This window comes from Bradyrhizobium jicamae, from assembly GCF_001440395.1.
GTDB lineage: Bacteria > Pseudomonadota > Alphaproteobacteria > Rhizobiales > Xanthobacteraceae > Bradyrhizobium > Bradyrhizobium jicamae.
On record NZ_LLXZ01000219.1, the window covers coordinates 502 to 21,549 of the forward strand.

20 protein-coding genes and 3 tRNA genes are annotated in these 21,048 nt (G+C 62.6%); 14 read left to right on the forward strand and 9 right to left on the reverse strand.

Annotated features, from left to right (window positions below):
* A partial coding sequence (locus CQ12_RS38720) for an ADP-dependent NAD(P)H-hydrate dehydratase (RefSeq protein ID WP_283807440.1) occupies positions 1 to 276 on the forward strand: 276 nt, incomplete at its 5' end.
* Positions 277 to 369: 93 nt separating this feature from the next.
* Here CQ12_RS38720 and CQ12_RS38725 read toward each other — a convergent pair.
* Both CQ12_RS38725 and CQ12_RS38730 read right to left on the reverse strand, forming a co-directional pair.
* Positions 370 to 1,452: an enolase C-terminal domain-like protein gene (locus tag CQ12_RS38725; protein WP_057840535.1), complete on the reverse strand. Its 1,083-nt coding sequence runs from the start codon at positions 1,450 to 1,452 to the stop codon at positions 370 to 372.
* Between the two features lie 10 nt (positions 1,453 to 1,462).
* Entirely contained in the window at positions 1,463 to 2,728 is a 1,266-nt protein-coding gene (locus tag CQ12_RS38730) for a multicopper oxidase domain-containing protein (RefSeq protein WP_245310338.1), read from the reverse strand.
* A gap of 175 nt (positions 2,729 to 2,903) precedes the next feature.
* Between CQ12_RS38730 and CQ12_RS38735 the strand changes: the two genes are divergently transcribed.
* The 6 genes from CQ12_RS38735 (at position 2,904) to CQ12_RS38760 (ending at position 10,392) form a co-directional block, all read left to right on the forward strand.
* Positions 2,904 to 2,988: transfer RNA gene (locus CQ12_RS38735), tRNA-Leu, on the forward strand.
* A 162-nt stretch (positions 2,989 to 3,150) separates the two neighbouring features.
* Positions 3,151 to 4,509: a trigger factor gene (gene tig / locus CQ12_RS38740; RefSeq protein ID WP_057840536.1), complete on the forward strand. Its 1,359-nt coding sequence runs from the start codon at positions 3,151 to 3,153 to the stop codon at positions 4,507 to 4,509.
* A gap of 297 nt (positions 4,510 to 4,806) precedes the next feature.
* Positions 4,807 to 5,442: an ATP-dependent Clp protease proteolytic subunit gene (locus CQ12_RS38745; protein ID WP_057840486.1), complete on the forward strand. Its 636-nt coding sequence runs from the start codon at positions 4,807 to 4,809 to the stop codon at positions 5,440 to 5,442.
* Between the two features lie 447 nt (positions 5,443 to 5,889).
* Positions 5,890 to 7,164, forward strand: coding sequence for an ATP-dependent Clp protease ATP-binding subunit ClpX (gene clpX / locus CQ12_RS38750; RefSeq protein WP_057840487.1), 1,275 nt, complete (start codon positions 5,890 to 5,892; stop codon positions 7,162 to 7,164).
* Between the two features lie 312 nt (positions 7,165 to 7,476).
* Positions 7,477 to 9,903, forward strand: coding sequence for an endopeptidase La (lon, locus tag CQ12_RS38755; protein ID WP_057840537.1), 2,427 nt, complete (start codon positions 7,477 to 7,479; stop codon positions 9,901 to 9,903).
* 87 nt (positions 9,904 to 9,990) lie between these two features.
* Positions 9,991 to 10,392, forward strand: coding sequence for a GFA family protein (locus tag CQ12_RS38760; RefSeq protein ID WP_057840488.1), 402 nt, complete (start codon positions 9,991 to 9,993; stop codon positions 10,390 to 10,392).
* A gap of 1 nt (position 10,393) precedes the next feature.
* On the opposite strand, the gene CQ12_RS38765 is transcribed toward CQ12_RS38760, so the two are convergent.
* The gene (locus CQ12_RS38765) at positions 10,394 to 10,897 is read right to left on the reverse strand and encodes a hypothetical protein (protein ID WP_157088749.1); all 504 of its coding nucleotides are present in this window, start codon (positions 10,895 to 10,897) and stop codon (positions 10,394 to 10,396) included.
* 112 nt (positions 10,898 to 11,009) lie between these two features.
* Here CQ12_RS38765 and CQ12_RS38770 point away from each other — a divergent pair.
* Positions 11,010 to 11,086, forward strand: a tRNA-Val gene (locus tag CQ12_RS38770).
* A 302-nt stretch (positions 11,087 to 11,388) separates the two neighbouring features.
* On the opposite strand, the gene CQ12_RS38775 is transcribed toward CQ12_RS38770, so the two are convergent.
* Complete coding sequence (locus CQ12_RS38775) at positions 11,389 to 12,066, reverse strand: hypothetical protein (RefSeq protein ID WP_083519669.1); 678 nt, start codon at positions 12,064 to 12,066, stop codon at positions 11,389 to 11,391.
* A 358-nt stretch (positions 12,067 to 12,424) separates the two neighbouring features.
* Between CQ12_RS38775 and CQ12_RS38780 the strand changes: the two genes are divergently transcribed.
* The gene (locus CQ12_RS38780) at positions 12,425 to 13,285 is read left to right on the forward strand and encodes a class I SAM-dependent methyltransferase (RefSeq protein ID WP_057840490.1); all 861 of its coding nucleotides are present in this window, start codon (positions 12,425 to 12,427) and stop codon (positions 13,283 to 13,285) included.
* A 149-nt stretch (positions 13,286 to 13,434) separates the two neighbouring features.
* Here CQ12_RS38780 and pepT read toward each other — a convergent pair whose 3' ends face one another.
* A complete protein-coding gene (pepT, locus tag CQ12_RS38785) occupies positions 13,435 to 14,691 on the reverse strand; it encodes a peptidase T (protein ID WP_057840539.1) in 1,257 nt (418 codons plus the stop codon).
* A 105-nt stretch (positions 14,692 to 14,796) separates the two neighbouring features.
* On the reverse strand, positions 14,797 to 15,096 hold the full coding sequence (locus CQ12_RS38790; RefSeq protein ID WP_057840491.1) for an HU family DNA-binding protein: 300 nt from the start codon (positions 15,094 to 15,096) through the stop codon (positions 14,797 to 14,799).
* A gap of 321 nt (positions 15,097 to 15,417) precedes the next feature.
* Between CQ12_RS38790 and CQ12_RS38795 the strand changes: the two genes are divergently transcribed.
* Positions 15,418 to 15,494 (forward strand) — tRNA-Asp (locus CQ12_RS38795).
* Between the two features lie 95 nt (positions 15,495 to 15,589).
* Here CQ12_RS38795 and CQ12_RS38800 read toward each other — a convergent pair.
* From CQ12_RS38800 to CQ12_RS38810, 3 genes are all read right to left on the reverse strand, one after another.
* Positions 15,590 to 15,784, reverse strand: a complete 195-nt coding sequence (locus CQ12_RS38800) for a hypothetical protein (RefSeq protein WP_057840492.1) — start codon at positions 15,782 to 15,784, stop codon at positions 15,590 to 15,592.
* A 245-nt stretch (positions 15,785 to 16,029) separates the two neighbouring features.
* Positions 16,030 to 17,322, reverse strand: coding sequence for a spinster family MFS transporter (locus CQ12_RS38805; protein ID WP_057840493.1), 1,293 nt, complete (start codon positions 17,320 to 17,322; stop codon positions 16,030 to 16,032).
* A 40-nt stretch (positions 17,323 to 17,362) separates the two neighbouring features.
* Entirely contained in the window at positions 17,363 to 18,553 is a 1,191-nt protein-coding gene (locus CQ12_RS38810) for an aromatic ring-hydroxylating dioxygenase subunit alpha (RefSeq protein WP_057840494.1), read from the reverse strand.
* A gap of 209 nt (positions 18,554 to 18,762) precedes the next feature.
* Between CQ12_RS38810 and CQ12_RS38815 the strand changes: the two genes are divergently transcribed.
* From CQ12_RS38815 to CQ12_RS38830, 4 genes are all read left to right on the forward strand, one after another.
* Positions 18,763 to 19,278, forward strand: a complete 516-nt coding sequence (locus CQ12_RS38815; protein ID WP_057840495.1) for a MarR family winged helix-turn-helix transcriptional regulator — start codon at positions 18,763 to 18,765, stop codon at positions 19,276 to 19,278.
* A gap of 198 nt (positions 19,279 to 19,476) precedes the next feature.
* A complete protein-coding gene (locus CQ12_RS38820) occupies positions 19,477 to 19,842 on the forward strand; it encodes an NADH-quinone oxidoreductase subunit A (RefSeq protein ID WP_057840496.1) in 366 nt (121 codons plus the stop codon).
* On the forward strand, positions 19,833 to 20,423 hold the full coding sequence (locus CQ12_RS38825) for a NuoB/complex I 20 kDa subunit family protein (RefSeq protein WP_057840497.1): 591 nt from the start codon (positions 19,833 to 19,835) through the stop codon (positions 20,421 to 20,423). Before CQ12_RS38820 ends, CQ12_RS38825 begins: the two co-directional genes overlap by 10 nt.
* Positions 20,424 to 20,434: 11 nt before the next feature.
* Positions 20,435 to 21,046 carry an NADH-quinone oxidoreductase subunit C gene (locus tag CQ12_RS38830; RefSeq protein ID WP_057840498.1) on the forward strand — a complete coding sequence of 204 codons (612 nt, stop codon included), beginning with the start codon at positions 20,435 to 20,437 and terminating at the stop codon, positions 21,044 to 21,046.
* Positions 21,047 to 21,048: the final 2 nt, after the last annotated feature.

A 21,048-nucleotide genomic window follows, 5' to 3' on the forward strand; every position in this document is an offset into this window, starting at 1 on the left:
CCGGACACGGTCGTGGCCTCGCCCGACGGCCGCGCCATCATCGCCTCCAACGCGCCGCCCTGGCTCGCCACCGCTGGCGCCGGCGATGTGCTGGCGGGGATGATCGCAGGAATGCTGGCGCAAGGCGTGCGGGCCTTCGAGGCCGCCAGCATCGGCGTCTGGATGCACGGCGAGGCGGCATCCGAGGCGGGGCCGGGGCTGATTGCGGAGGACTTGCCGGAAGTGTTGCCCGCGGTGTTCCGGAGACTCTACGACGAGTTCGGGATTGAGTATTAGTTTCGTAGGATGGGTGGAGCGAAGCGATACCCATCGCTTTCGAGCTACAGGCGTTGATGGGTATCGCTGCGCTCCACCCATCCTACGATTACGTCACACGAGATATTTCGCCACCGCCGTCTCGTTCCATTCCAGCCCGAGTCCTGGCCCTCGCGCGGTCACGGTGCCGTCGACGATCTCGGCCGGCTTGGCGAGGATCACACTGGCGAAATCCAGGAATTCGAGCCAATGCGCCGTCGGTGTCACCGCCAGCATGTGGGCGCTGGCTTCGGCGAAGAGGTGGCTCGACATCGGGATGTTGGCGGCTTCGGCTTGCGCTGCCACCTGCAGCCAGCCGGTGACGCCGCCGCACTTCATCAGGTCGGGCATGATGAAGTCGCTGGCCCCTAGCTCGATCGCCTCGGCAAAACCGCGCGGGAACCACCAGTTCTCGCCGGCCTGAATCGGCGTTGGCGACGTCTCGCGCACCTTGGCATGGCCGGACAGATTTTCCTGCGGCACCGGTTCTTCGATCCAGTGCAGATCGTAAGGTTCGAGGCGGGCGATGCGGCGCGTGGCTTCCGCGGGATCGAGCGACTGGTTGAAGTCGATCATCAGCGCAACATCAGGGCCGAGCAGGGCGCGCACGCCCTTGACCACACGCTCGTCATTGGCGGCGTCGCCATCGCCGCCCTTGATCTTGATGCCGCGAAAACCCTGTTCGAGCGAATGGCGCAGTGCGCGTTCGTCGGAGACCGGATCGACGACGCCATAGCTGTCATACGCCTTTATCGGTTTTGGCGAACCGCCAAGCAGCTCGGCCACCGGCCGACCAGCGATCTGGCCCAGTGCGTCCCAATAGGCCATGTCGAGGCCTGACACCGCCATGCCGACAAGGCCCTGCCAGCCGAGCAGGCGGAATTTGGCGTCCATCGCCTTCATCAGGTCGTAGGGCGCGATCGGTTTGCCTACGAGCTCGCGGCCGATCTCCTCGATCAGGTGAACCAGCGGCTTCAGCGTCAGCTTCGCGTAGGCAAAAATGTAGGCGCGCCCGGTAACGCCCTGATCGGTCTCGACATCGATCAGGACGAGCGGCCCGACGTCGATCACGCCAAAGGCGTTCTTCACGGGACGCTTGAGCGGTACGACGAGCGCTCTCGCCTTGACGCTGCGGATGGCAGGAACGGATTTGCTCATGGCGTGCTCCTCACTCGACACGATACCCCCGCAGCCGCCGCGGCGCCGCCCAATCGGCAGCGACGGATTCGATTAGTCCAGCATATTCGGCGCGGAAGGCAATGCGCTGGGTCTGGCCGGGCTCGATCGCCAGCGTATCCAGCCAGAACGGCTTCCAGCCATCGTCGAGCCGGTCGAGCAGGCGGAAATGATGGCCGTGCAGACGGAAGACGGTGGCGGTGGCGGCGCGGTTGGTCAGGGCCACAACGACGGTGCGGCCGGCCTTGACGCGGAAGGCAGGTGCAGGTGAGGACGAGGCGCCGGAACTCGTGGGTACACTCCAGTCGGGTCCGTCGAGCGCAAGGTCGACACGCAGCGCGTTTTTCAAGTCGAGCCGCGCCGGCAGGCCGTTCGACGGCAAAGGTGGAGGGGGTGGCAGCGGCGTGGGGCGAGCGGGCGGATCGGGAGACACGATCACAGAGCCGATGGTCCGGATTTCCTTGCCTTCGTGCAGCCAGATCTTGAGGTTGCTTCCGGCAGGTGCGGTGACATCGACAAAGGCATCAACGCGGCTGCCCGGCGCCAGCACCACCGCGCCGTTGCGTGCCGGGAATGGCTCGGCCGGCTGGCTGTCGATTGCCATGACCCAGACCGCAACCGACTCCAATTTCACTGCAATAACGGTGCGCTGGCTGCCGTTGATGAAGCGAAGCCTGAACCGTTCGTTGGATCGGGCTGAAACGTCGAACGAGGGTTTCCCGTTAAGCGTATAGAAAACCTCGGCTTCGTTGGGGGCGGCGCCCGGCGGAACTGCTTTCCCGTCGGCGCGTATCCGCCACTCCTCGATGAGCAATGTCTCGTCCCGATCGACCGCTACCTGTTCGCTCTCCTGGACGATCAGCGGGTGCGCGCGGGTCGGCCACCCCCGCTCGTTGGGAAATAGCCCGAGATCGCACACGAAAGTGCCGGCCTGGCGGAGAACCGTTCGCCTTTCAATCTTGGACGGCCGCGCCGGATCCTGCGGTGTGGCTGGACCACTGTCCATGCCCAGCAACGACGCCATTCCGTTCTCGAGATTGGGATCGGAGGCCAGTTCGACCTTGTCGCCACGGTTGAATCGCATGTTGGCCGTGCCGAGTGACAAGACGGGAGTATCCGGGGCTCCCGGGCGTATCGCCAGGCGATCGGGCCTAATCCGCAGGTCCAACAGGGGGTCGGCCTGCGCCATGCCGGTGGCGGACCATGCGGGGGTCAGAGCGGCAGCGCCCAATCCTGCGATCAATTCGCGTCGGTTCACGCCGAATTTCTCCCTTGCCATTAGCCCGATCCGGACCATTTTTCGGGTGAGATGTCCAGTTGCGGCGCATTGGCCCAAAGCGGCTGGGACCGGCCATTTTTTTGCTGCGGAGGTGTAGGCTCATGTTATAAGCCCGCCGCCCGCGGCATCGCGGCCGGGTATGGATGCTTTTCACGCGGGCGTGGCGGAACTGGTAGACGCGCTGGATTTAGGTTCCAGTGACGAAAGTTGTGGGGGTTCGAGTCCCTCCGCCCGCACCAAGCGCTCTATCCAAGCGTTTGCATGACGATACTGGAGGACCTTCCCGCCGGGGAGCGAAGGTCAGCCGAACCACCGGCGCAGGCTTGCCAAGGCCTCGCCTCTGACATTTGAACACTGCCGGGCTGCTTCCAGCCCGGCGCAAGCGGAAGAAGATTGACACCATGCAGGTCACCGAAACCCTCGCCGAGGGATTGAAACACGAGTTCAAGGTCAGCGTTTCCGCATCGGATCTCGATGCCAAGGCGGACGCCAAGCTGGTCGATCTGAAGGACAAGGTGCGCCTCAATGGATTCCGTCCCGGCAAGGTGCCGGTGGCCCACCTGAAGAAGGTGTATGGCCGCTCGGTCATGGCCGAGACCATTGACCAGACCATCCGCGACAGCAACACGCAGATCTTTACCGAGCGCGGTTTCCGTCTCGCGACCGAGCCGAAGATCACCATGCCGACCGAGACCAAAGAGGTCGAGGAGCTGCTCGCCGGCAAGACCGATCTGACCTACACGGTCGCGATCGAGGTGGTGCCGACGATCCAGCTCGCCGATTTCAAGACCTTCTCGGTGGAGAAGCCGGTGGTCGAAGTCACCGATGCCGAAGTCGATGAAGCGATCAAGCGCATCGCCGACCAGAACCGCCCCTATGCGGCGAAGGCCGATGGCGCCAAGGCCGAGAACGGCGATCGCGTCACCATCAACTTCAAGGGCTCCATCAACGGCGAACTGTTCGACGGCGGCACCGGCGAGGGCATCCCGGTCGTGATCGGCGCGGGCCAGTTCATTCCGGGCTTCGAGGAGCAGCTCGTCGGCATCGGCGCCGGCGAAACCCGTACGCTGAAAGTGTCGTTCCCGAAGAACTACGCCAGCGAGAAGCTTGCCGGCCAGCCCGCCGAGTTCGAGACCACGGCAACGCTGATCGAAGCTCCCGGCGAGACCAAGATCGACGACGAGTTCGCCAAGACGCTCGGCCTGGAATCGCTCGACAAGCTGAAGGAAGCTGCGCGCGAGCGTCTGGTCGCGGAGTTCGCCGGCGCGACGCGCCAGCGCGTCAAGCGCGCGCTGCTCGATCGTCTCGACGACAGCCACAAGTTCGAGGCGCCGCCATCGCTGATCGAGGAAGAGTTCAACCTGATGTGGAACTCGATCAAGGCCGAGATGGAGTCCTCCGGCAAGACCTTTGCCGACGAGGACACCACCGAGGATGCGGCCAAGGAAGAGTACAAGAAGATCGCCGACCGTCGCGTCCGGCTCGGCCTCGTACTCTCGGAGATCGGCGAGAAGAACAAGATCACCGTGACCGACGACGAGGTCGGCCGCGCCGTGATCGAGCGGGCGCGTTCGATGCCCGGCCGCGAGAAGGAAGTCTGGGACTACTACCGCAACAATGCCAATGCGCTGGCCCAGCTTCGAGCGCCGATCTATGAAGACAAGGTGGTCGATTTCATCCTCGAACTCGCCAACGTGACCGAGAAGAAGGTCTCGCGCGAGGACCTGTTCAAGGACGAAGACGAGAAGAGCGCAGCCTGATCGATTCGATCAGGCTGACATTAATGATGAACGGCGAAAGCGGAGTGGCGGCAGCATCCGTCGCTATGAGATCGCCTGCGAATCAGCTTGAACTCGTTCCATTCGGCTCGCAATTGCCCGGCCTTGTCGCCGGGAAATTGGCTCATATCTGTGAACGGCTCGCTGACGCGAGTTGTGAGTTGAAGTCCTGCATCACGGGACGTTCGTCCACGCGCGACAATCATGCCGATTGGCCTGCCTTGCCGATGGATGAACGACCCCGCCGATCAAGCCCTCTTCTAACCCTTGGGGTAACCAATGCGCGATCCCGTTGAAACCTACATGAACCTCGTTCCGATGGTGGTCGAGCAGACCAACCGCGGCGAACGCGCCTACGACATTTTCTCGCGCCTCCTGAAAGAGCGCATCATCTTCGTGACCGGTCCGGTCGAGGACGGCATGTCGACGCTCATCGTCGCGCAGCTTCTGTTCCTCGAGGCGGAAAATCCGAAGAAGGAAATCTCGATGTACATCAACTCGCCCGGCGGCGTGGTGACATCGGGGCTTGCGATCTACGACACCATGCAGTTCATCCGTCCGCCGGTGTCGACGCTGTGCACGGGGCAGGCGGCTTCGATGGGCTCGCTGCTGCTCTCGGCCGGTGAAAAGGACATGCGCTTCTCGCTGCCGAACTCGCGCATCATGGTGCATCAGCCCTCCGGCGGCTTCCAGGGCCAGGCCACCGACATCATGTTGCACGCGCAGGAGATCCTGAATCTCAAGAAGCGCCTCAACGAAATCTACGTGAAGCACACCGGCCAGACCTACAAGGCGATCGAGGATGCGCTGGAGCGCGACAAATTCCTGACCGCCGACATGGCCCGCGACTTCGGCATCGTCGACAAGGTGATCGACAAGCGGCCGGAAGAGGCGGCGCCGACGAAAATCGGGTAAGGGGAAAACCCCGTAAGGTAACGGGTTGCGACACCCCTCGTTGACCTTAACGGTTGGTTGAATCGGCAAATTTGGCCGAAAGCAGCAGGCCTGTGCGCTGCACAGGCCGAAAGTTCCGCTTTCGTGCCGGTTTTGCGGCGTGGCACAAGCGCAACGCTCGGCCGATTTTGTCAACTTCTCCCCGTGCGAACGCCACAAATCACGGTATTGTCACGGGTAGCCAATCCGGCCCCGATTAGCGAATTCTTGATAGTCGGGTGTCAGCATGGTTGGCTGCGTGGACTGGGTTAAGATCGCGGGGGATTCGAGTGGCCGTGATTCGCAGCACGGTGTGTAATTGAGTTAGGGTCTTTTCTGGTACGGAATTTGCTCTATCTACCTTGAGGTCCGGTGAAGTGCCGGAATGGGTCGATCGGGTAACGGATCGAACGGCGGACGGAGACAGGAATGAGTAAGGTTGGCACGAGCGACTCCAAGAACACGCTGTATTGCTCGTTCTGTGGAAAGAGCCAGCACGAAGTCCGCAAACTCATCGCGGGTCCCACCGTATTCATCTGCGACGAGTGCGTCGAACTCTGCATGGACATCATCCGTGAGGAGAACAAGTCCTCGCTGGTGAAATCGCGCGACGGGATTCCGACGCCGAAGGAAATCTGCAAGGTGCTGGACGACTACGTGATCGGCCAGAGCCATGCCAAGAAGGTGCTCTCGGTTGCCGTTCACAACCACTACAAGCGCCTCAATCACCAGACCAAGCACAACGACGTCGAGCTGGCGAAGTCGAACATCCTGCTGATCGGTCCGACCGGTTCGGGCAAGACGCTGCTGGCGCAGACGCTGGCGCGCATTCTCGACGTGCCATTCACGATGGCGGATGCGACGACGCTGACCGAAGCCGGCTACGTCGGCGAGGACGTCGAGAACATCATCCTGAAGCTCCTGCAGTCGGCCGACTACAATGTCGAGCGCGCGCAGCGTGGCATCGTCTACATCGACGAAATCGACAAGATCAGCCGCAAGTCGGACAACCCGTCGATCACCCGCGACGTGTCGGGTGAGGGCGTGCAGCAGGCGCTGTTGAAGATCATGGAAGGCACGGTTGCCTCCGTGCCTCCACAGGGCGGCCGCAAGCACCCGCAGCAGGAATTCCTGCAGGTTGACACCACCAACATCCTGTTCATCTGCGGCGGCGCCTTCTCGGGCCTTGAGAAGATCATCTCCGCGCGCGGACGTTCGACCTCGATCGGTTTCGCCGCCCAGGTGCTGGCGCCCGAAGACCGCCGCACCGGCGAAATCTTCCGCCATGTCGAGCCGGAAGATCTCCTGAAGTACGGCCTGATCCCGGAATTCGTCGGCCGCTTGCCGGTGGTCGCCACCCTGGAGGATCTCGACGAGAACTCGCTGAAGAAGATCCTGGTCGAACCGAAGAACGCGCTGGTGAAACAATACCAGCGGCTGTTCGAGATGGAGAACATCGAGCTCACCTTCGCCGACGAGGCGCTTGGCGCGGTCGCCCGCAAGGCGATCGAACGCAAGACCGGTGCGCGCGGACTGCGTTCCATCCTGGAGGCCATCCTGCTCGAGACCATGTTCGATCTGCCGGGTCTGGAAGGCGTCGAAGAAGTCGTGATCTCGCGCGAAGTGGTCGAGGGAACCGCCCGTCCGCTCTACATCTACGCGGACCGTTCAGACCGGGCCGTCGAGAGCAGCGCCAGCGCCTGATCGCGCTCGCCAGAGCTCGCCTGGATTACCCACAGATAACCCGGCTGCCGGATATTCCGGCGGCCGTTGTTGCGTAGCGTTTTCCACGCGTTAGCCCGAAATAATGGGCATTTTTCCGTGACTTGACACCCCCATGCCCGATAGCCACCTAATGCCAATGGTGGCGGAAATCACGTTCGAGATTCGTCGCAAAATCATCCGGCAAGAAACGGCAGCAGGTGCGGCCGAGTGACCCGGAACTCCCGGCACCTTGTGGCGGTTGCGCAAGCTATGCGGACTGCGTGCAAGGGGGCAAAACAGAAGGACAAGGCCATGACGACCCCAAAAACCCGGCCAACCATCGTTCTCGGCGAAAGCCATTCGTATCCGGTGCTGCCCCTCCGCGACATCGTTGTTTTTCCGCACATGATCGTGCCGCTGTTCGTCGGCCGCGAGAAGTCGATCCGCGCCCTCGAAGAGGTCATGAAGAACGACGCGCTGATCCTGCTCGCGACGCAGAAGAACGCGTCCGACGATGATCCGAGCCCGGAATCGATCTACGAGGTCGGTACGCTTGCCAGCGTGCTGCAGCTCCTGAAACTTCCCGACGGCACCGTGAAGGTGCTGGTCGAAGGTCTCGAGCGCGCGCGCGTGCAGAAATATTCCGACCGCACCGAATACTATGAAGCGACCGCGATCGCGCTCGCCGACACCGACGCCAACTCGGTTGAAGCCGAGGCCCTGGCGCGCTCGGTCGTGTCCGATTTCGAAAGCTACGTGAAGCTGAACAAGAAGATCTCCGCCGAAGTCGTCGGCGTGGTTCAGGCGATCACCGACTTCGCCAAGCTCAGCGATCAGGTCGCACAGCATCTCGCCGTCAAGATCGCCGATCGCCAGGGCATCCTGGAGACGTTGTCCGTCACGCAGCGCCTGGAGAAGGTGCTGGGCCTGATGGAGAGCGAAATCTCGGTGCTGCAGGTCGAGAAGCGCATCCGCTCGCGCGTCAAGCGCCAGATGGAGAAGACCCAGCGCGAGTATTACCTGAACGAGCAGATGAAGGCGATCCAGAAGGAACTCGGCGACGACGAAGGTCGCGACGAGCTTGCCGATCTGGAAGAGAAGATTGCCAAGACCAAGCTTTCGAAGGAAGCGCGGGAGAAGGCGCAGCACGAATTGAAGAAGCTGCGCCAGATGTCGCCGATGTCCGCGGAAGCGACCGTCGTGCGCAACTATCTCGACTGGCTGCTGTCGATCCCGTGGAACAAGAAGTCCAAGGTCAAGAAAGACCTCGAGCAGGCGCAGGCCGTGCTGGACTCCGATCACTACGGGCTCGAGAAGGTCAAGGACCGCATCGTCGAGTACCTCGCGGTGCAGTCGCGCGCCAACAAGCTGACCGGACCGATCCTGTGTCTGGTCGGACCTCCCGGCGTCGGCAAGACCTCGCTCGGCAAGTCGATCGCGAAGGCGACGGGGCGCGAATTCGTGCGCGTCTCGCTCGGCGGCGTGCGCGATGAAGCCGAAATCCGCGGTCACCGCCGCACCTATATCGGCTCGATGCCCGGCAAGATCATCCAGTCGATGCGCAAGGCGAAGACCTCGAACCCGCTGTTCCTCCTGGACGAGATCGACAAGATGGGCGCCGATTTCCGCGGCGATCCGTCGTCGGCGCTGCTTGAGGTTTTGGACCCCGAGCAGAACTCGACCTTCAACGACCACTACCTGGAGGTCGACTACGATCTGTCGAACGTCATGTTCATCACGACCGCGAATACGCTGAATATTCCCGGCCCGTTGATGGACCGCATGGAGATCATCCGGATCGCCGGCTACACCGAGAACGAGAAGGTCGAGATCGCGCGCAAGCATCTGATCCCGAACGCCATTTCCAAGCATGGCCTCGATTCAAAGGAATGGTCGATCGACGACGATGCGCTGCTGCTGATGATCCGCCGCTACACCCGCGAAGCGGGCGTGCGTAACCTGGAGCGTGAGCTCTCCACACTTGCCCGCAAGGCGGTGAAGGAGCTGATGATCTCCAAGAAGAAGTCGGTCAAGGTCACCGAGAAGACTCTCGAAGACTTCCTCGGCGTGCCGAAGTACCGCTTCGGCGAGATCGAGAGCGAGCCGCAGGTCGGTATCGTCACCGGCCTTGCCTGGACCGATGTCGGCGGCGAGTTGCTGACCATCGAAGGCGTCATGATGCCTGGCAAGGGCAAGATGACGGTCACGGGCAATCTGCGCGACGTGATGAAGGAGTCGATCTCGGCGGCGGCGTCCTATGTCCGCTCGCGGGCGATCAACTACGGCATCGAGCCGCCGATGTTCGACAAGCGCGACATCCACGTCCACGTTCCGGAGGGCGCAACCCCGAAGGACGGACCGTCGGCGGGCGTCGCGATGGCCACCGCGATCATCTCGGTCATGACCGGCATTCCGGTCCGCCACGATGTCGCGATGACCGGCGAAATCACGCTGCGCGGCCGCGTGCTGCCGATCGGCGGTCTGAAGGAGAAGCTGCTTGCTGCCGCCCGTGGCGGCATCAAGACGGTGCTGATCCCCGAGGACAACGCCAAGGATCTCACGGAGATTTCCGATGCGATCAAGGGCGGCATGGATATCATCCCGGTCGGAAGGCTGGATGAGGTGGTCGCCAAGGCGCTGGTCCGGACGCCCACGCCGATCGTGTGGGAAGAGGACGCCAAGGTGGTCGCCAAGCCCGATGCCGGCGAGGAAGCCGGTGGCGGTCTGACCGCCCACTGAGCCGATCCGTCTCGATATGATAAAACGGCGCCCTCGGGCGCCGTTTTTGTTTGTGCGGACGGATGTGGGCAGACGGAGTCGACGGAAATGGAAATCGACGGGCAATGCCATTGCGGGCGGGTGACCTATCGGGCCGAAATCGATCCGAAGAAAGTCTCGATCTGCCACTGCACCGATTGCCAGAACCTGACGGGCTCGCCGTACCGGGTCACCGTGCTCTGTTCGGCGGACCAGATTCGGATAACGGGCGCGCCGACGAAAGTCTATCCGAAGAAGGGCGACAACGGCCGGACGCGCTTTCAGCATTTTTGCGAGGCCTGCGGCTCGCCGCTGTTCACCAGCGGTGACGGCGGGGCCGACGATTGGGGTATTCGCTGGGGCAGCATCCGCCAGCGCGATCAACTCAAGCCGGCGCGGCAGATCTGGTGCCGCTCGGCGGCGCCGTGGATCAACGATATCGCGGGATTGCCGGGGCGCGAGACCGATTAGCTCAGTCCATGGCGCGTGACACGCGCCGCAGCAGTGACGGGTTGACGGTCGTGAGAACGACGTGAAAGCCCTCGGTCGCGCCGCCGATCGGCCACACCGCCATCAGGATCGTCGCGTCGCCAAGGTATTGGTGGGGCCGGTAATAGGCCCTCAGGCCGGCTGGCGGCAGCAGGCGGCTTTCCGGCATCACCGGGTTGTCAGCGAGGACGCCGGTGCGGCCCCAGCCGCGCTGGTCCAGCAACCGGTCGAAATGGGCGAAGACTTCCTCGACGGACGTCCACCCTTGCGTGTGCGGATAGGCCGTTCCGACCCGCCGGTGAACATAGAAAGTGCCCGGCGAATCCGCGTAGGTAATTTGCGAATAATGCTGCTCCCACCAGAACGCGCCGCCGCCCTTGTGCTTCATCACGGGAACGTCGAGTTCGATGTAGCCCGGCTTGAACCACCAGAACGCAAAGGCAGCGATGGCAACGGCCAGCAGGCCGTTGCGCAGAAAAGGTTTCATGATCTCGCCGTATGGCAGGTATTTCGCGGCAATTGGCCGGTTTCGGGCCATTTGTCGTCGCCGGCCTCGCTTGCGTTCACACCGCGCGGCGCTGTAGATAGGGGCGGCTCAAGGGCGGCTAGCTCAGCTGGTTAGAGCATCTCGTTTACACCGAGAGGGTCGGGAGTTCGAATCTCTCGCCGCCTACCAGCCTTCGCGCTGGCGCGCTACGGCTCGGCAAGCCAGCTTTCCGCGACGGTGGTGCCGCGGACACGGCGCGCGAAGGCCGTCGCGCCGAAGCTTGAAGGCGAACGGTTTCTGAACATCCAAACCGATAAGACGGAACGCGCGCCTCGCGCGTCGGCGCAACGTTCACCGCACGGCAGTGCAGGTGCGGTTCTCTGCCAGGGCAGCAAAAAACCGGCGCTCATGTTTCGCCGGTTAACTGCGTCTGGGTGTTTCAACAAGAACCGGGCGCGGGACCAAGGCCCTGCGCGTCGCTCGCTTGTTCTTCAGCCTTGAGGGGCTGGCGTGGTAGCCGGGGGACCGAGCGGGGCTCCTCCGAGCGAAACAGGTCCCACTGGTTTAGACTGCTGAACCATCTTCTTGCGCACCACCCGCGACATTCGGTTTTGAGCGCGCTTTGTCGAGATAGAGGAAGTTACTTCCGGGCTTATTGCATTCTGCAGCGAGTCGACCTTCGCAATGAGCGTGGAGATCTTGGCAGAGATCTTCTTCACGTCTTCATGCTCATCCGCTATCTGGGAAGATATTTTCTTCACAATGACCTGCTCATCCACGACGCTCTGTCGCAAGGAAGCAAGCGAAATCGAATCCTGCCGAACAATATCTGTGTTTTGCTGCAATAAGAAGTTATTCGCTTGCAGCGCGGCAACGTATTGCTGCTGGGTCGACTGAATATCCTTCAATGCGACGACAGCCGTATCCGGTATTGGATCGGAAGCTTTCTGCTGCGGAAGCAGTTCGGCCAAACGGCTGATATCCGGCAAGCTGCTGATATTCTGCAGATCAAGATCAGGCGCCAGTGTATGAACGGCCGCAGCGGTGTTTATTCCAAGAGCGAGGATCGCCAGCGCCACAACCGACTTCCGGCTCTTTTGCTTGACCGGTGTCATGGCTTCGGGTTGTTCGGTTTGGCCCTGTGTTTCCGTTGTGTTGGTCACGTGCATCTACCTCAAAAGAGTGCAACAAAAAAGGAGCCGTCGCTGGATCGTCCCATGCGAGGGCTCCTTTACGCGACAACCAACTAGAACTTCTGAGACTATAGGCTGACGAGATTAATTCCGCGTTAGCGCTTCATTCGCGTGGCTAGTCGAAGAACGAATCAACGTCCGTGTCATCGTTCGCTTCAATGCGTGCCGTCGAGCCGAACAATAATGAGGCGCTACGCCGGGCCGCTTCAGGTCGAGCAATGCGGAGGGCGGTATTCCACGATCGCGCAGCGTGCGCTAGGATCGTTGTGTCGGAGCCGGTGAAGGCGAAGAAGCAACGTTCTGTCCTTCGACGTTGAGTGGAGTCGTGTCCCATATGAATATCCCGCATCCTCACGATCAAAACGCCGACCAGGTCGCCTACTGGAACGGTCCCGCCGGACAGCGCTGGGCGGATCGGCAGGCGGTCCAGGACGTGCTGCTAAAGCCGGTCGCCGACCTCGTCGTCGACCGGGCCGGCTTCAAGCCGGGTGAGCGGGTCATCGATGTCGGCTGCGGCAGCGGCGCGACCGCAATCGCGTTCGCGTGCAAGGTCGCGCCATCGGGCCATGTGCTCGGCGTCGACGTATCTGGCCCGATGCTGGAGCGGGCGCGGCAGGCCGCGCCGAAGGATTTGCCGATCGATTTCGTTCTGGCCGATGCCACCGTCTATCCGTTCGAGCCTGCCAGCTTCGATGTGCTGGCCTCGCGGTTCGGCGTGATGTTCTTCGCCGATCCCACGCTGTCGTTTGCCAATATGAGAAAGGCGCTGAAGCCGTCGGGCCGGCTGGCGTTCGCGTGCTGGCGCGAGCCGCGCGAAAATCCGTTCTTCATGGCGCCGCTGATGGCCGCCTACAAGCACGTGCCGAAACTGCCGCAGGTCGGGCCGGAAGATCCCGGGCCGTTTGCGTTTGCCTCCGAGGCGCGGGTGCGCCGCATCCTCGGCGAGGCCGGATTTACGGGCGTGGAGATGGAAGCGTGTCCACTGTTGCTCGATGCCGCGATCGGCCGCGGCCTCGACGGCGCGGTGCAGGGCGCGCTGGACATCGGTCCGGTGAGCCGGGCGCTGGACGGCCAGCCGGAAGATGCCCGCGCTGCCGTCGCCGCTTCGATCCGTGAAGCGCTAACGCCGTTCGCGAAGGGCGACGCGGTGCTGCTGCCAGCGTCGGTGTGGATCGTGACGGCGCGGGCGTCGTAGTCGGGACCAAAGCAGCCGCGCCCCACGCGTCATTGCGAGCGCAGCGAAGCAATCCATCTTTCCGTTATGCCGCGCTATGGATTGCTTCGCTGCGCTCGCAATGACGGGGAGAGAGCGGCAATGACGCGGTGAGAGCGGCGCTGAACTCTCTACGCCCGCTCTTCCCAGATCATCGCCAGATGCACGATGGTCTCGGCCGCCTTTTCCATGTCCTGGCGGCTCACCCATTCCAGCCGTGAGTGGAAGGCGTGTTCGCCGGCGAAAATGTTGGGGCAGGGCAGGCCCATGAACGACAGCCGCGAGCCGTCGGTGCCGCCGCGGATCGAGCTTCGCACCGGATTCAGCCCGGCGCGCCTGATCGCCTCGATGGCGTAGTCGACGGTTTGGGGATGGCGGTCGATCACCTGCTTCATGTTGCGGTATTGCTGTCTGACCTCCATCCGGTAGGTCGAATGCGGATAGTCCTTCATCACGCTTTTGACGATGCCCTCGAGCAGGGCTTCCTTTTCCTTCAGGCCCTCGTCGGTGAAATCGCGGACGATGAAGCCGATGGTGGCCTTCTCCAACTGCCCCGACATGCCGATCGGATGCAGAAAACCTTCCTTGCCCTCGGTCGTCTCGGGCGAGCAGGTGTCCCTGGGCAGGTGGTCGATGATGGCAGCGGCGATCTTCATCGCGTGCTCCATCTTGCCCTTGGCGAAACCCGGGTGGGTCGAGACGCCCTCGATGGTGATGGTGGCGCCGTCAGCCGAAAAGGTTTCGTCCTCGATATTTCCGGCAGTTTCGCCGTCCATCGTATAGGCGAAGTCGGCACCGAGCTTTTTCAGGTCGACCTTGTCGACGCCGCGGCCGATCTCCTCATCCGGCGTGAACAGGATCTTGATGGTGCCGTGCTTGATGTGCGGATTCTCGATCAGGAACCGCGCCGCATCCATGATCTCGGCGAGGCCGGCCTTGTTGTCGGCCCCTAACAGCGTGGTGCCGTCCGTCGTGATGATGTCATGGCCGACCTGGTCGGCGAGCGCCGGATGATCGGCGGCGCGGATCACCTGGGCGGAATCGGCCGGCAGCACGATGTCGCCGCCGCGATAGTTCTTCACGATTTGCGGCTTGACGTTGGCGCCGGTGCAGTCCGGCGACGTGTCCATGTGCGAGCAGAAGCAGATCACCGGCACCTTCTTGTCGGTGTTGGCCGGGATCGTCGCATAGACATAGCCGTGGTCGTCGAGATGGGCGTCCTTGAGCCCCATCGCCTGCAGCTCCGACGCCAGCAGGCGGCCGAGATTCTTCTGCTTCTCGGTGGAAGGGCAGGTCGGCGAGGTCGGATCGGACTGGGTGTCGATCACGACATAGCGCAGGAAGCGCTCGGTGACATCGTGGGTGAAGGCGAGGGGTGCAACCGGCATGACGATCCCAGAAAAGATGAGCAACGAGAGCGCTCTATAACAGAAAAGCGCCATTCCGGGTCCCGCCGGAATGGCGCTTCTGGTCAGATCGGAGGGAGCGTCGGATCAGACGGCTTCCTTGAGTTCCTTGGCGGCGCGGAACGCGACCTTCTTGCTGGCCTTGATCTGGATCGGCTCGCCGGTGGCCGGGTTGCGGCCGGTGCGGGCGGCGCGTTTGCGGACCTGGAGGATGCCGAGCCCAACGATCCTGATGCGCTCGCCCTTCTTCAGGTGTTTTGTAATCTTGCCGACCATGTCGGTCAGGATCGCCTCGGCGGCCTTTTTCGACAGGTCGTGTTCCTCGGCGAGCGCCGCCGCCAGATGCTTGAGTGTGATGGTGGCTGGAGACGCCGCTTTCTTCGCCATATCTGGCCCTTCCTCGATAATTGATTGGCTCGAGCGTGGTTGAATGCCGGTCTGCGCCGGGGAAAATGCATTGCGTGGCGACTTGAAACCCCGGGATCGCGCAACGATCAGCGCGGGAGGGCTTCAGGAACACCAGACGTCACAGGCCTTAGACGATTCGGCCGATCGCTGCCTACGCCGTTTGCCCGAAAACAGTCGGCAATTGGCATTGAAACCGCGGAAAATCCCGTCTCACACAGGTATTCGCAACGTCCTTGACTAAGCGGGAGCGGGCCTTTATGCCCTCGGTTCTGCGCGGATCAGGATCTGATTACGGCATCCGCGGGAGTAGCTCAGTTGGTTAGAGCGCCGCCCTGTCACGGCGGAGGCCGCGGGTTCGAGTCCCGTCTCTCGCGCCATTTTTCAATGGCTTGATGCTGGTCTCTTAAGACCGCTGCAAACAAAAAGGCCGCCCCGAAGGCGGCCATTTTTACTCCAATAATATCGATAGCGCTTAACGGACCGTCGAGGTGCTCGAGCTGGTGACAACCACCGGCTTGCCGGCCTTTACGACTTGGGCGGTCTGGCTGTAGTCGGCCCCGGTCCGGGCCGAGATGCCGAACGCCGCAACCGCAATGCCTGCGACCAATGCGACGACCACGATCTTCAAATGGGTGGCGCGATCTGCCGAGTGAAATGAGTGGTTCATCTAATGCCTCCCGGACGCTTTTGACGTCCTGTGTTGGCGAGATAGGTACGCCCCATCTGTTTCAGGATCGTTTCGCGGTTTCGGCAAAATGGTTTCATTCAGCCGGTTTTTCGCCGATTTTCTGCCAAATCATCCGTGATGTAGATCACATACAGGCCGCCCTTCGGCGTCGATGCGCGCAGGCGGCGATCGGTGAGATGAAAACAATAATGAAAACAATGGGAGAGGGCGGATGCGAGCCCGGTTCAGCTCGCCCGCTCGATATCGCCCCGGATTGACCGCGCCGCCCAGATGAAGAGCAGCGCCCCGAGCACGCTGGTGACGGCGGCGGAGAGCAGTGAATAGCGCACGGCATGGGCGCCGAAGTCAGCCTTCAGCGCGTCGTTGAGCATGCCGACGGCGAGCGGGCCGACGCCCTGGCCGAATCCGGCCGCCATCAGCAGCATGATCGCCGAGGCCAGCGCCCGCATGCTCGGTTTGGCCACGGTCTGCGCGATCGCAAAGATCGGGCCGAGCTGGAAGCCCGCCAGGAAGGAGGTCGCCGCCAGCGTCACTACCATGGTGGCGAAGTCCGGCGTCAGCATGCAAACCGCAAACACCGGGCCGGCGAGGCCCGAGGTGATCGCCGGCGCCCACAATTTCCAACGATCGTCGCGCCGGCCGATCTGGGCCACGATGATGCCGCCGAGCAGCGTGCCGGCGATACCGCACAGTCCTTTGAAGGTGCCGGCATAGGTGCCGATCTCGGCGCTCGACAGATGATGCACCCGCGCCAGGAATGGCGGGATCCAGGCCGAGGTGGCGTAATTGGTGTAGGTCGTCAGGCAGAAGCCGACGAGCAGGACCACGAAAGTGCGCTGCGAGGCGAGGAAGCCGAGCGTCGGCCCGATCGGCTCCGGCGTGAACGTCTCCGCCATCGCGCCGCGCTTGGGCTCGGAGACCGTCAGCCACAGCACCGCGGCGAGCGCGAGGCCGGGCAGGCCCGCGGTGTAGAATGCCATCCGCCAGCCATAGTACTGGTTGACGTAGCCGCCGATGAAATAGCCGAGGAACACGCCGAGATAGGTGCCGATGGCAAAGATGCCGAGCGCGCGCGGCCGTTCGTGCTTGCTGAAGAGGTCGGCGATGATCGACTGCGAGGCCGGCGTGCCGCCGGATTCGCCGATGCCGACGCCGATGCGCGCCAGCGCCAGCGTCGCGACGCTTTGCGCCATGCCGCAAAACACCGTCATCGCGCTCCAGAACGCCAGCGCGATGGTCACAATGTTGCGGCGGTTATAGCGGTCGGCGATGCGCGCGATCGGGATGCCGAGCAGTGAATAGAACAGCACGAAGCCGAAGCCGGCGAGCAGCCCCATCGTGGTGTCGCTGAGCGCAAACTCCTTTTTGATCGGCTCGATCAGGACGTTGAAAATGGTGCGGTCGAGAAAGTTCAGCGCATAGACGATCGTGAGCAGCGCCAGCACGTAATATCGTCGGAGCGAGGGCCTTGCGGCGGCTTCCGCCGGAGCAGCCGCCTGCGGTGCAATATCGACCATGCTTTCCCCCTGGATTTCTTATTGTTGCGAGCCGGGCGGCTCAGGCGTCGCGAATGAAATTCCCCGCCTCGAATTCCACCGGCGGCGCGTTTTGCTCGAACGAGACGCCGATCGGATCGCGCCCTGCGGCCATCGCCGCGAGCTGATCGCTCAGCATCCGCCGGATCATCAGGATGCCGCGGTCGCTCTGGCCGAAATGTTCTTCCGAATGCAGCGTCACCGGACCCTGGCCGACCTGCGCCTCGTAATCCCCAGGAAATTGCTGGTGCTCCCGTTCGGTCATGTCCCACCAGAATTTGCCGTTGAATTTGGAGCGCATGCGGCCGATGTCGCCTGAATTCTTCACGCGGCCGGCGACATGAATGCGGAACGAGGTGTCATCGATCGGCAGCGTCCAGCCGATCGACTCGACGCGGGCGAACTGCGCGACGCGCGGGTTGGGCACCACGCGCAACGTGGGAAGTGCAGCTTCCGTCACGCGGTAAAAAACCTTGCCGTCGTCCTGATGCCGGATCGAGCGCACGGTGACGCCGCGCGACGACATCTCGAATTTCACCTCCGGCATCGAGGCCATCATGTTGGTGAATTGCGGTCCCGAGAACGAGCCGTGCAGGACGGGCACGTGGTAGGGATCGACCACGTTCTCGAAATGCTGCAGCCAGTTGCAGGGGATGATTGCGGGGCCGCCGCCGCCGATCGAAGAATCATCCGCCTCGACGAATTCGCCGTCGTCCATCTTCTCCAGGCATTCGTAGCGCGGCAGCGCCGGCTTTTTCTCTGATGGTCCGAGATAGGCGAAGATCAGGCCGTAGCGCTCCTGCAGGGGATACCAGGGCTGCCGCACCTTGTCCCTGAACAGGCCGCCCTCGGGCTCGCAGGGCTGTTCGAGGCAATGGCCTTCGGTGTCGAACTTCCAGCCGTGATAGCAGCAGCGGATGCCGTCTTCCTCGACCTTGCCGTAATAGAGCGTGGTGCCGCGATGGCAGCAGCGGGCGTGCAAGAGGCCGGCGCGGCCATGCTTGTCGCGAAACAGCACCGTGTCCTCGCCGAGCACGCGCACTTTTCTGGGGATATCGGTGGCGTCGCCAACAAGGCCAATGGGGTGCCAGTAGCGCCGCAACAGCTCGCCCATCGGCGTACCGCGTCCCACCGAAGTCAGCTCAGTCCGCGTGGTGGACGGCTTCATGGCGTAGCCAGTCCCGAGATCGCGATCCCGCTGCGTGATGGTCATCCCGTTTCCTCCCGCCGCGGCATTGGCGCCGCGGTCGTTGATGTATTTCAGTGAGTGAAAGCATAATCGATGACAATGTCAACGAATTTCAATTGGCTTATCCGATGGCCCTATTCGAGGGGCTTATCCAGGGGCGTTGCGCGCCGGCGCGCCGGATGGTCTTGCCAGATGCTCTTGGCACCGGGCCGCTTTGTTGGCAGAGGTTTGCAATGAGCCGGAAGCTGGAAAAGCAGACCGCGCCAATATCTGCGGCCGATGACGCCGCGGAGCTGGCGCCGATTACCGCGATGATGTCGTCGCGGCTGATGGTGCTGGCGAACCTGCTCAAGCGCGGCGCGATTCTGCGTTACAAGCGGCTGACGGGGCTGTCCTCGGTGGAATTCGGCCTGGTGGCTTCGCTGGGCCGCCGGCCGCCGATGAGCGTTATCCGGCTCGCCGAAGCGGTCGGCATGGACAAGGGGCAGATCAGCCGGGCGCTGGCGGAACTGGTTGCGCGCAAACTGGTCGCCAAGGAAGTCAATCCGCGGGACAATCGCGAGACGCTGGTTTGCCTGACCAAGGCGGGGCTGGCCGCCCATGATGCAATCGTGGCAGGGGCGCAGGAGCGCAACCGGCGCCTCCTGGAACAGCTCGGTAAGGACGAGCTGGCGGTGCTGCTCGACCAGATCGATAGCCTGACCGATACGGCTGCCCAGATGCTGGCAGATGAGAAGGATTTGAACTGAAATTTGGGCACCATGCCGCCCGCCTTGCGTTGATGGGAGAGGCAGGAACGCAACACTTTTTGGTGTTCTGCCGACGCATTGGAGGCGGGCTTGGGCGTCAGGGCGGCTTGTCTTGCGCCCTCTGTTGCGCTGCGCTAAGCCAAGAATAATTCCAATCAACGAATCTGCGGTCAAAATCCGCAGGAAAAGGCACCGCCGATGTCCGGCATCCTGCAAGACTACCTTCCGCTTGTCGTGTTTATCGGGGTGGCGAGCCTGATCGGTCTGGCGCTCCTGATCGCCCCGTTCCTGGTCGCGTTCCAGCAGCCGGACCCCGAAAAGCTCTCCGCCTATGAATGCGGATTCAACGCATTCGACGACGCCCGCATGAAGTTCGATGTGCGCTTCTACCTGGTCGCCATCCTCTTCATCATCTTCGACCTCGAAGTGGCGTTCCTGTTCCCGTGGGCGGTCGCGTTCGGCAAGCTGGGGGCCACCGGCTTCTGGTCGATGATGGTGTTTCTTGCCGTCCTCACGGTCGGCTTTGCTTATGAGTGGAAGAAAGGCGCGCTCGAATGGGATTGAGCCCGACTGCAACAGGCTCTTCGCCGGCGATCGCACAGGCGCCGAAGGGCATTCTCGATCCCTCGACCGGCAAGCCGGTCGGGGCCAACGATCCGTTCTTTCTCGAGGTCAATCACGAGCTTTCGGACAAGGGCTTCTTCGTTGCCGCCGCCGATGACCTGATCACCTGGGCGCGCACGGGGTCGTTGATGTGGATGACGTTCGGCCTCGCCTGCTGCGCGGTCGAGATGATGCAGGTGTCGATGCCGCGCTACGACGTCGAGCGGTTCGGCTTTGCCCCGCGCGCTTCGCCGCGGCAGTCCGACGTCATGATCGTCGCGGGCACGCTGACCAACAAGATGGCGCCGGCGCTGCGCAAGGTCTACGACCAGATGCCCGAGCCGCGCTACGTGATCTCGATGGGATCATGCGCCAATGGCGGCGGCTACTATCACTATTCCTACTCGGTCGTGCGCGGCTGTGACCGCATCGTGCCGATCGACATTTACGTGCCCGGCTGTCCGCCGACGGCGGAGGCGCTGCTCTACGGCGTGCTGCTGCTGCAGAAGAAGATCCGGCGCATCGGGACCATCGAACGCTAAGGTTTTAGGTAATGGACGACGGCAAACTCGACGCCCTTGGGCAGACGATTGTTAGCGCGCTTGGCGGCGCGGCCTCTGCCCATGCGGTCGCGTTCAACCAGCTCACCATTACGGTCGATGCCGGCAAGATTGTCGATGTCATGAAGCACCTGCGCGACGATCCGGCGCTGCGCTTCGTCAACATCACCGATGTGACCGCGGTGGACTACCCCGGCCGCGAGAAGCGTTTCGACGTGGTCTATCACCTGCTGTCGCCGACCCTGAACGAGCGCATCCGCGTCCGCGCCGAGGCCGACGAGAACACGCAGGTGCCCTCGATCATCGACGTGTTTCCGGGCGCCGACTGGTTCGAGCGCGAAGCCTATGATCTCTACGGCGTGATCTTCACCGGCCATCCCGACATGCGCCGGCTGCTGACCGATTACGGCTTCGACGGCCATCCCCTGCGCAAGGACTTCCCGCTGACCGGCTTCGTCGAGGTCCGCTACGACGACCAGGAGAAGCGGGTGCTGTACGAACCCGTCCGTCTCAACCAGGAATTCCGCAAATTCGATTTCCTCTCGCCATGGGAAGGCGCCGACTATCCGCTGCCCGGCGATGAGAAGGCGGAGCCGAAGGCCTGACC

Excerpts from the sequence above, each read along its gene's own strand:
- tig (WP_057840536.1), top strand. The coding sequence starts at position 3,151 with ATGCAGGTCACCGAAACCCTCGCCGAGGGATTGAAACACGAGTTCAAG.
- CQ12_RS38760 (WP_057840488.1), top strand. The coding sequence starts at position 9,991 with ATGGAAATCGACGGGCAATGCCATTGCGGGCGGGTGACCTATCGGGCC.
- CQ12_RS38765 (WP_157088749.1), bottom strand. The coding sequence starts at position 10,897 with ATGAAACCTTTTCTGCGCAACGGCCTGCTGGCCGTTGCCATCGCTGCC.
- CQ12_RS38805 (WP_057840493.1), bottom strand. The coding sequence starts at position 17,322 with ATGGTCGATATTGCACCGCAGGCGGCTGCTCCGGCGGAAGCCGCCGCA.
- CQ12_RS38745 (WP_057840486.1), top strand. The coding sequence starts at position 4,807 with ATGCGCGATCCCGTTGAAACCTACATGAACCTCGTTCCGATGGTGGTC.
- lon (WP_057840537.1), top strand. The coding sequence starts at position 7,477 with ATGACGACCCCAAAAACCCGGCCAACCATCGTTCTCGGCGAAAGCCAT.
- CQ12_RS38810 (WP_057840494.1), bottom strand. The coding sequence starts at position 18,553 with ATGACCATCACGCAGCGGGATCGCGATCTCGGGACTGGCTACGCCATG.
- CQ12_RS38790 (WP_057840491.1), bottom strand. The coding sequence starts at position 15,096 with ATGGCGAAGAAAGCGGCGTCTCCAGCCACCATCACACTCAAGCATCTG.
- CQ12_RS38780 (WP_057840490.1), top strand. The coding sequence starts at position 12,425 with ATGAATATCCCGCATCCTCACGATCAAAACGCCGACCAGGTCGCCTAC.
- CQ12_RS38775 (WP_083519669.1), bottom strand. The coding sequence starts at position 12,066 with ATGCACGTGACCAACACAACGGAAACACAGGGCCAAACCGAACAACCC.
- CQ12_RS38825 (WP_057840497.1), top strand. The coding sequence starts at position 19,833 with ATGGGATTGAGCCCGACTGCAACAGGCTCTTCGCCGGCGATCGCACAG.
- clpX (WP_057840487.1), top strand. The coding sequence starts at position 5,890 with ATGAGTAAGGTTGGCACGAGCGACTCCAAGAACACGCTGTATTGCTCG.
- pepT (WP_057840539.1), bottom strand. The coding sequence starts at position 14,691 with ATGCCGGTTGCACCCCTCGCCTTCACCCACGATGTCACCGAGCGCTTC.
- CQ12_RS38725 (WP_057840535.1), bottom strand. The coding sequence starts at position 1,452 with ATGAGCAAATCCGTTCCTGCCATCCGCAGCGTCAAGGCGAGAGCGCTC.
- CQ12_RS38800 (WP_057840492.1), bottom strand. The coding sequence starts at position 15,784 with ATGAACCACTCATTTCACTCGGCAGATCGCGCCACCCATTTGAAGATC.
- CQ12_RS38830 (WP_057840498.1), top strand. The coding sequence starts at position 20,435 with ATGGACGACGGCAAACTCGACGCCCTTGGGCAGACGATTGTTAGCGCG.
- CQ12_RS38815 (WP_057840495.1), top strand. The coding sequence starts at position 18,763 with ATGAGCCGGAAGCTGGAAAAGCAGACCGCGCCAATATCTGCGGCCGAT.
- CQ12_RS38820 (WP_057840496.1), top strand. The coding sequence starts at position 19,477 with ATGTCCGGCATCCTGCAAGACTACCTTCCGCTTGTCGTGTTTATCGGG.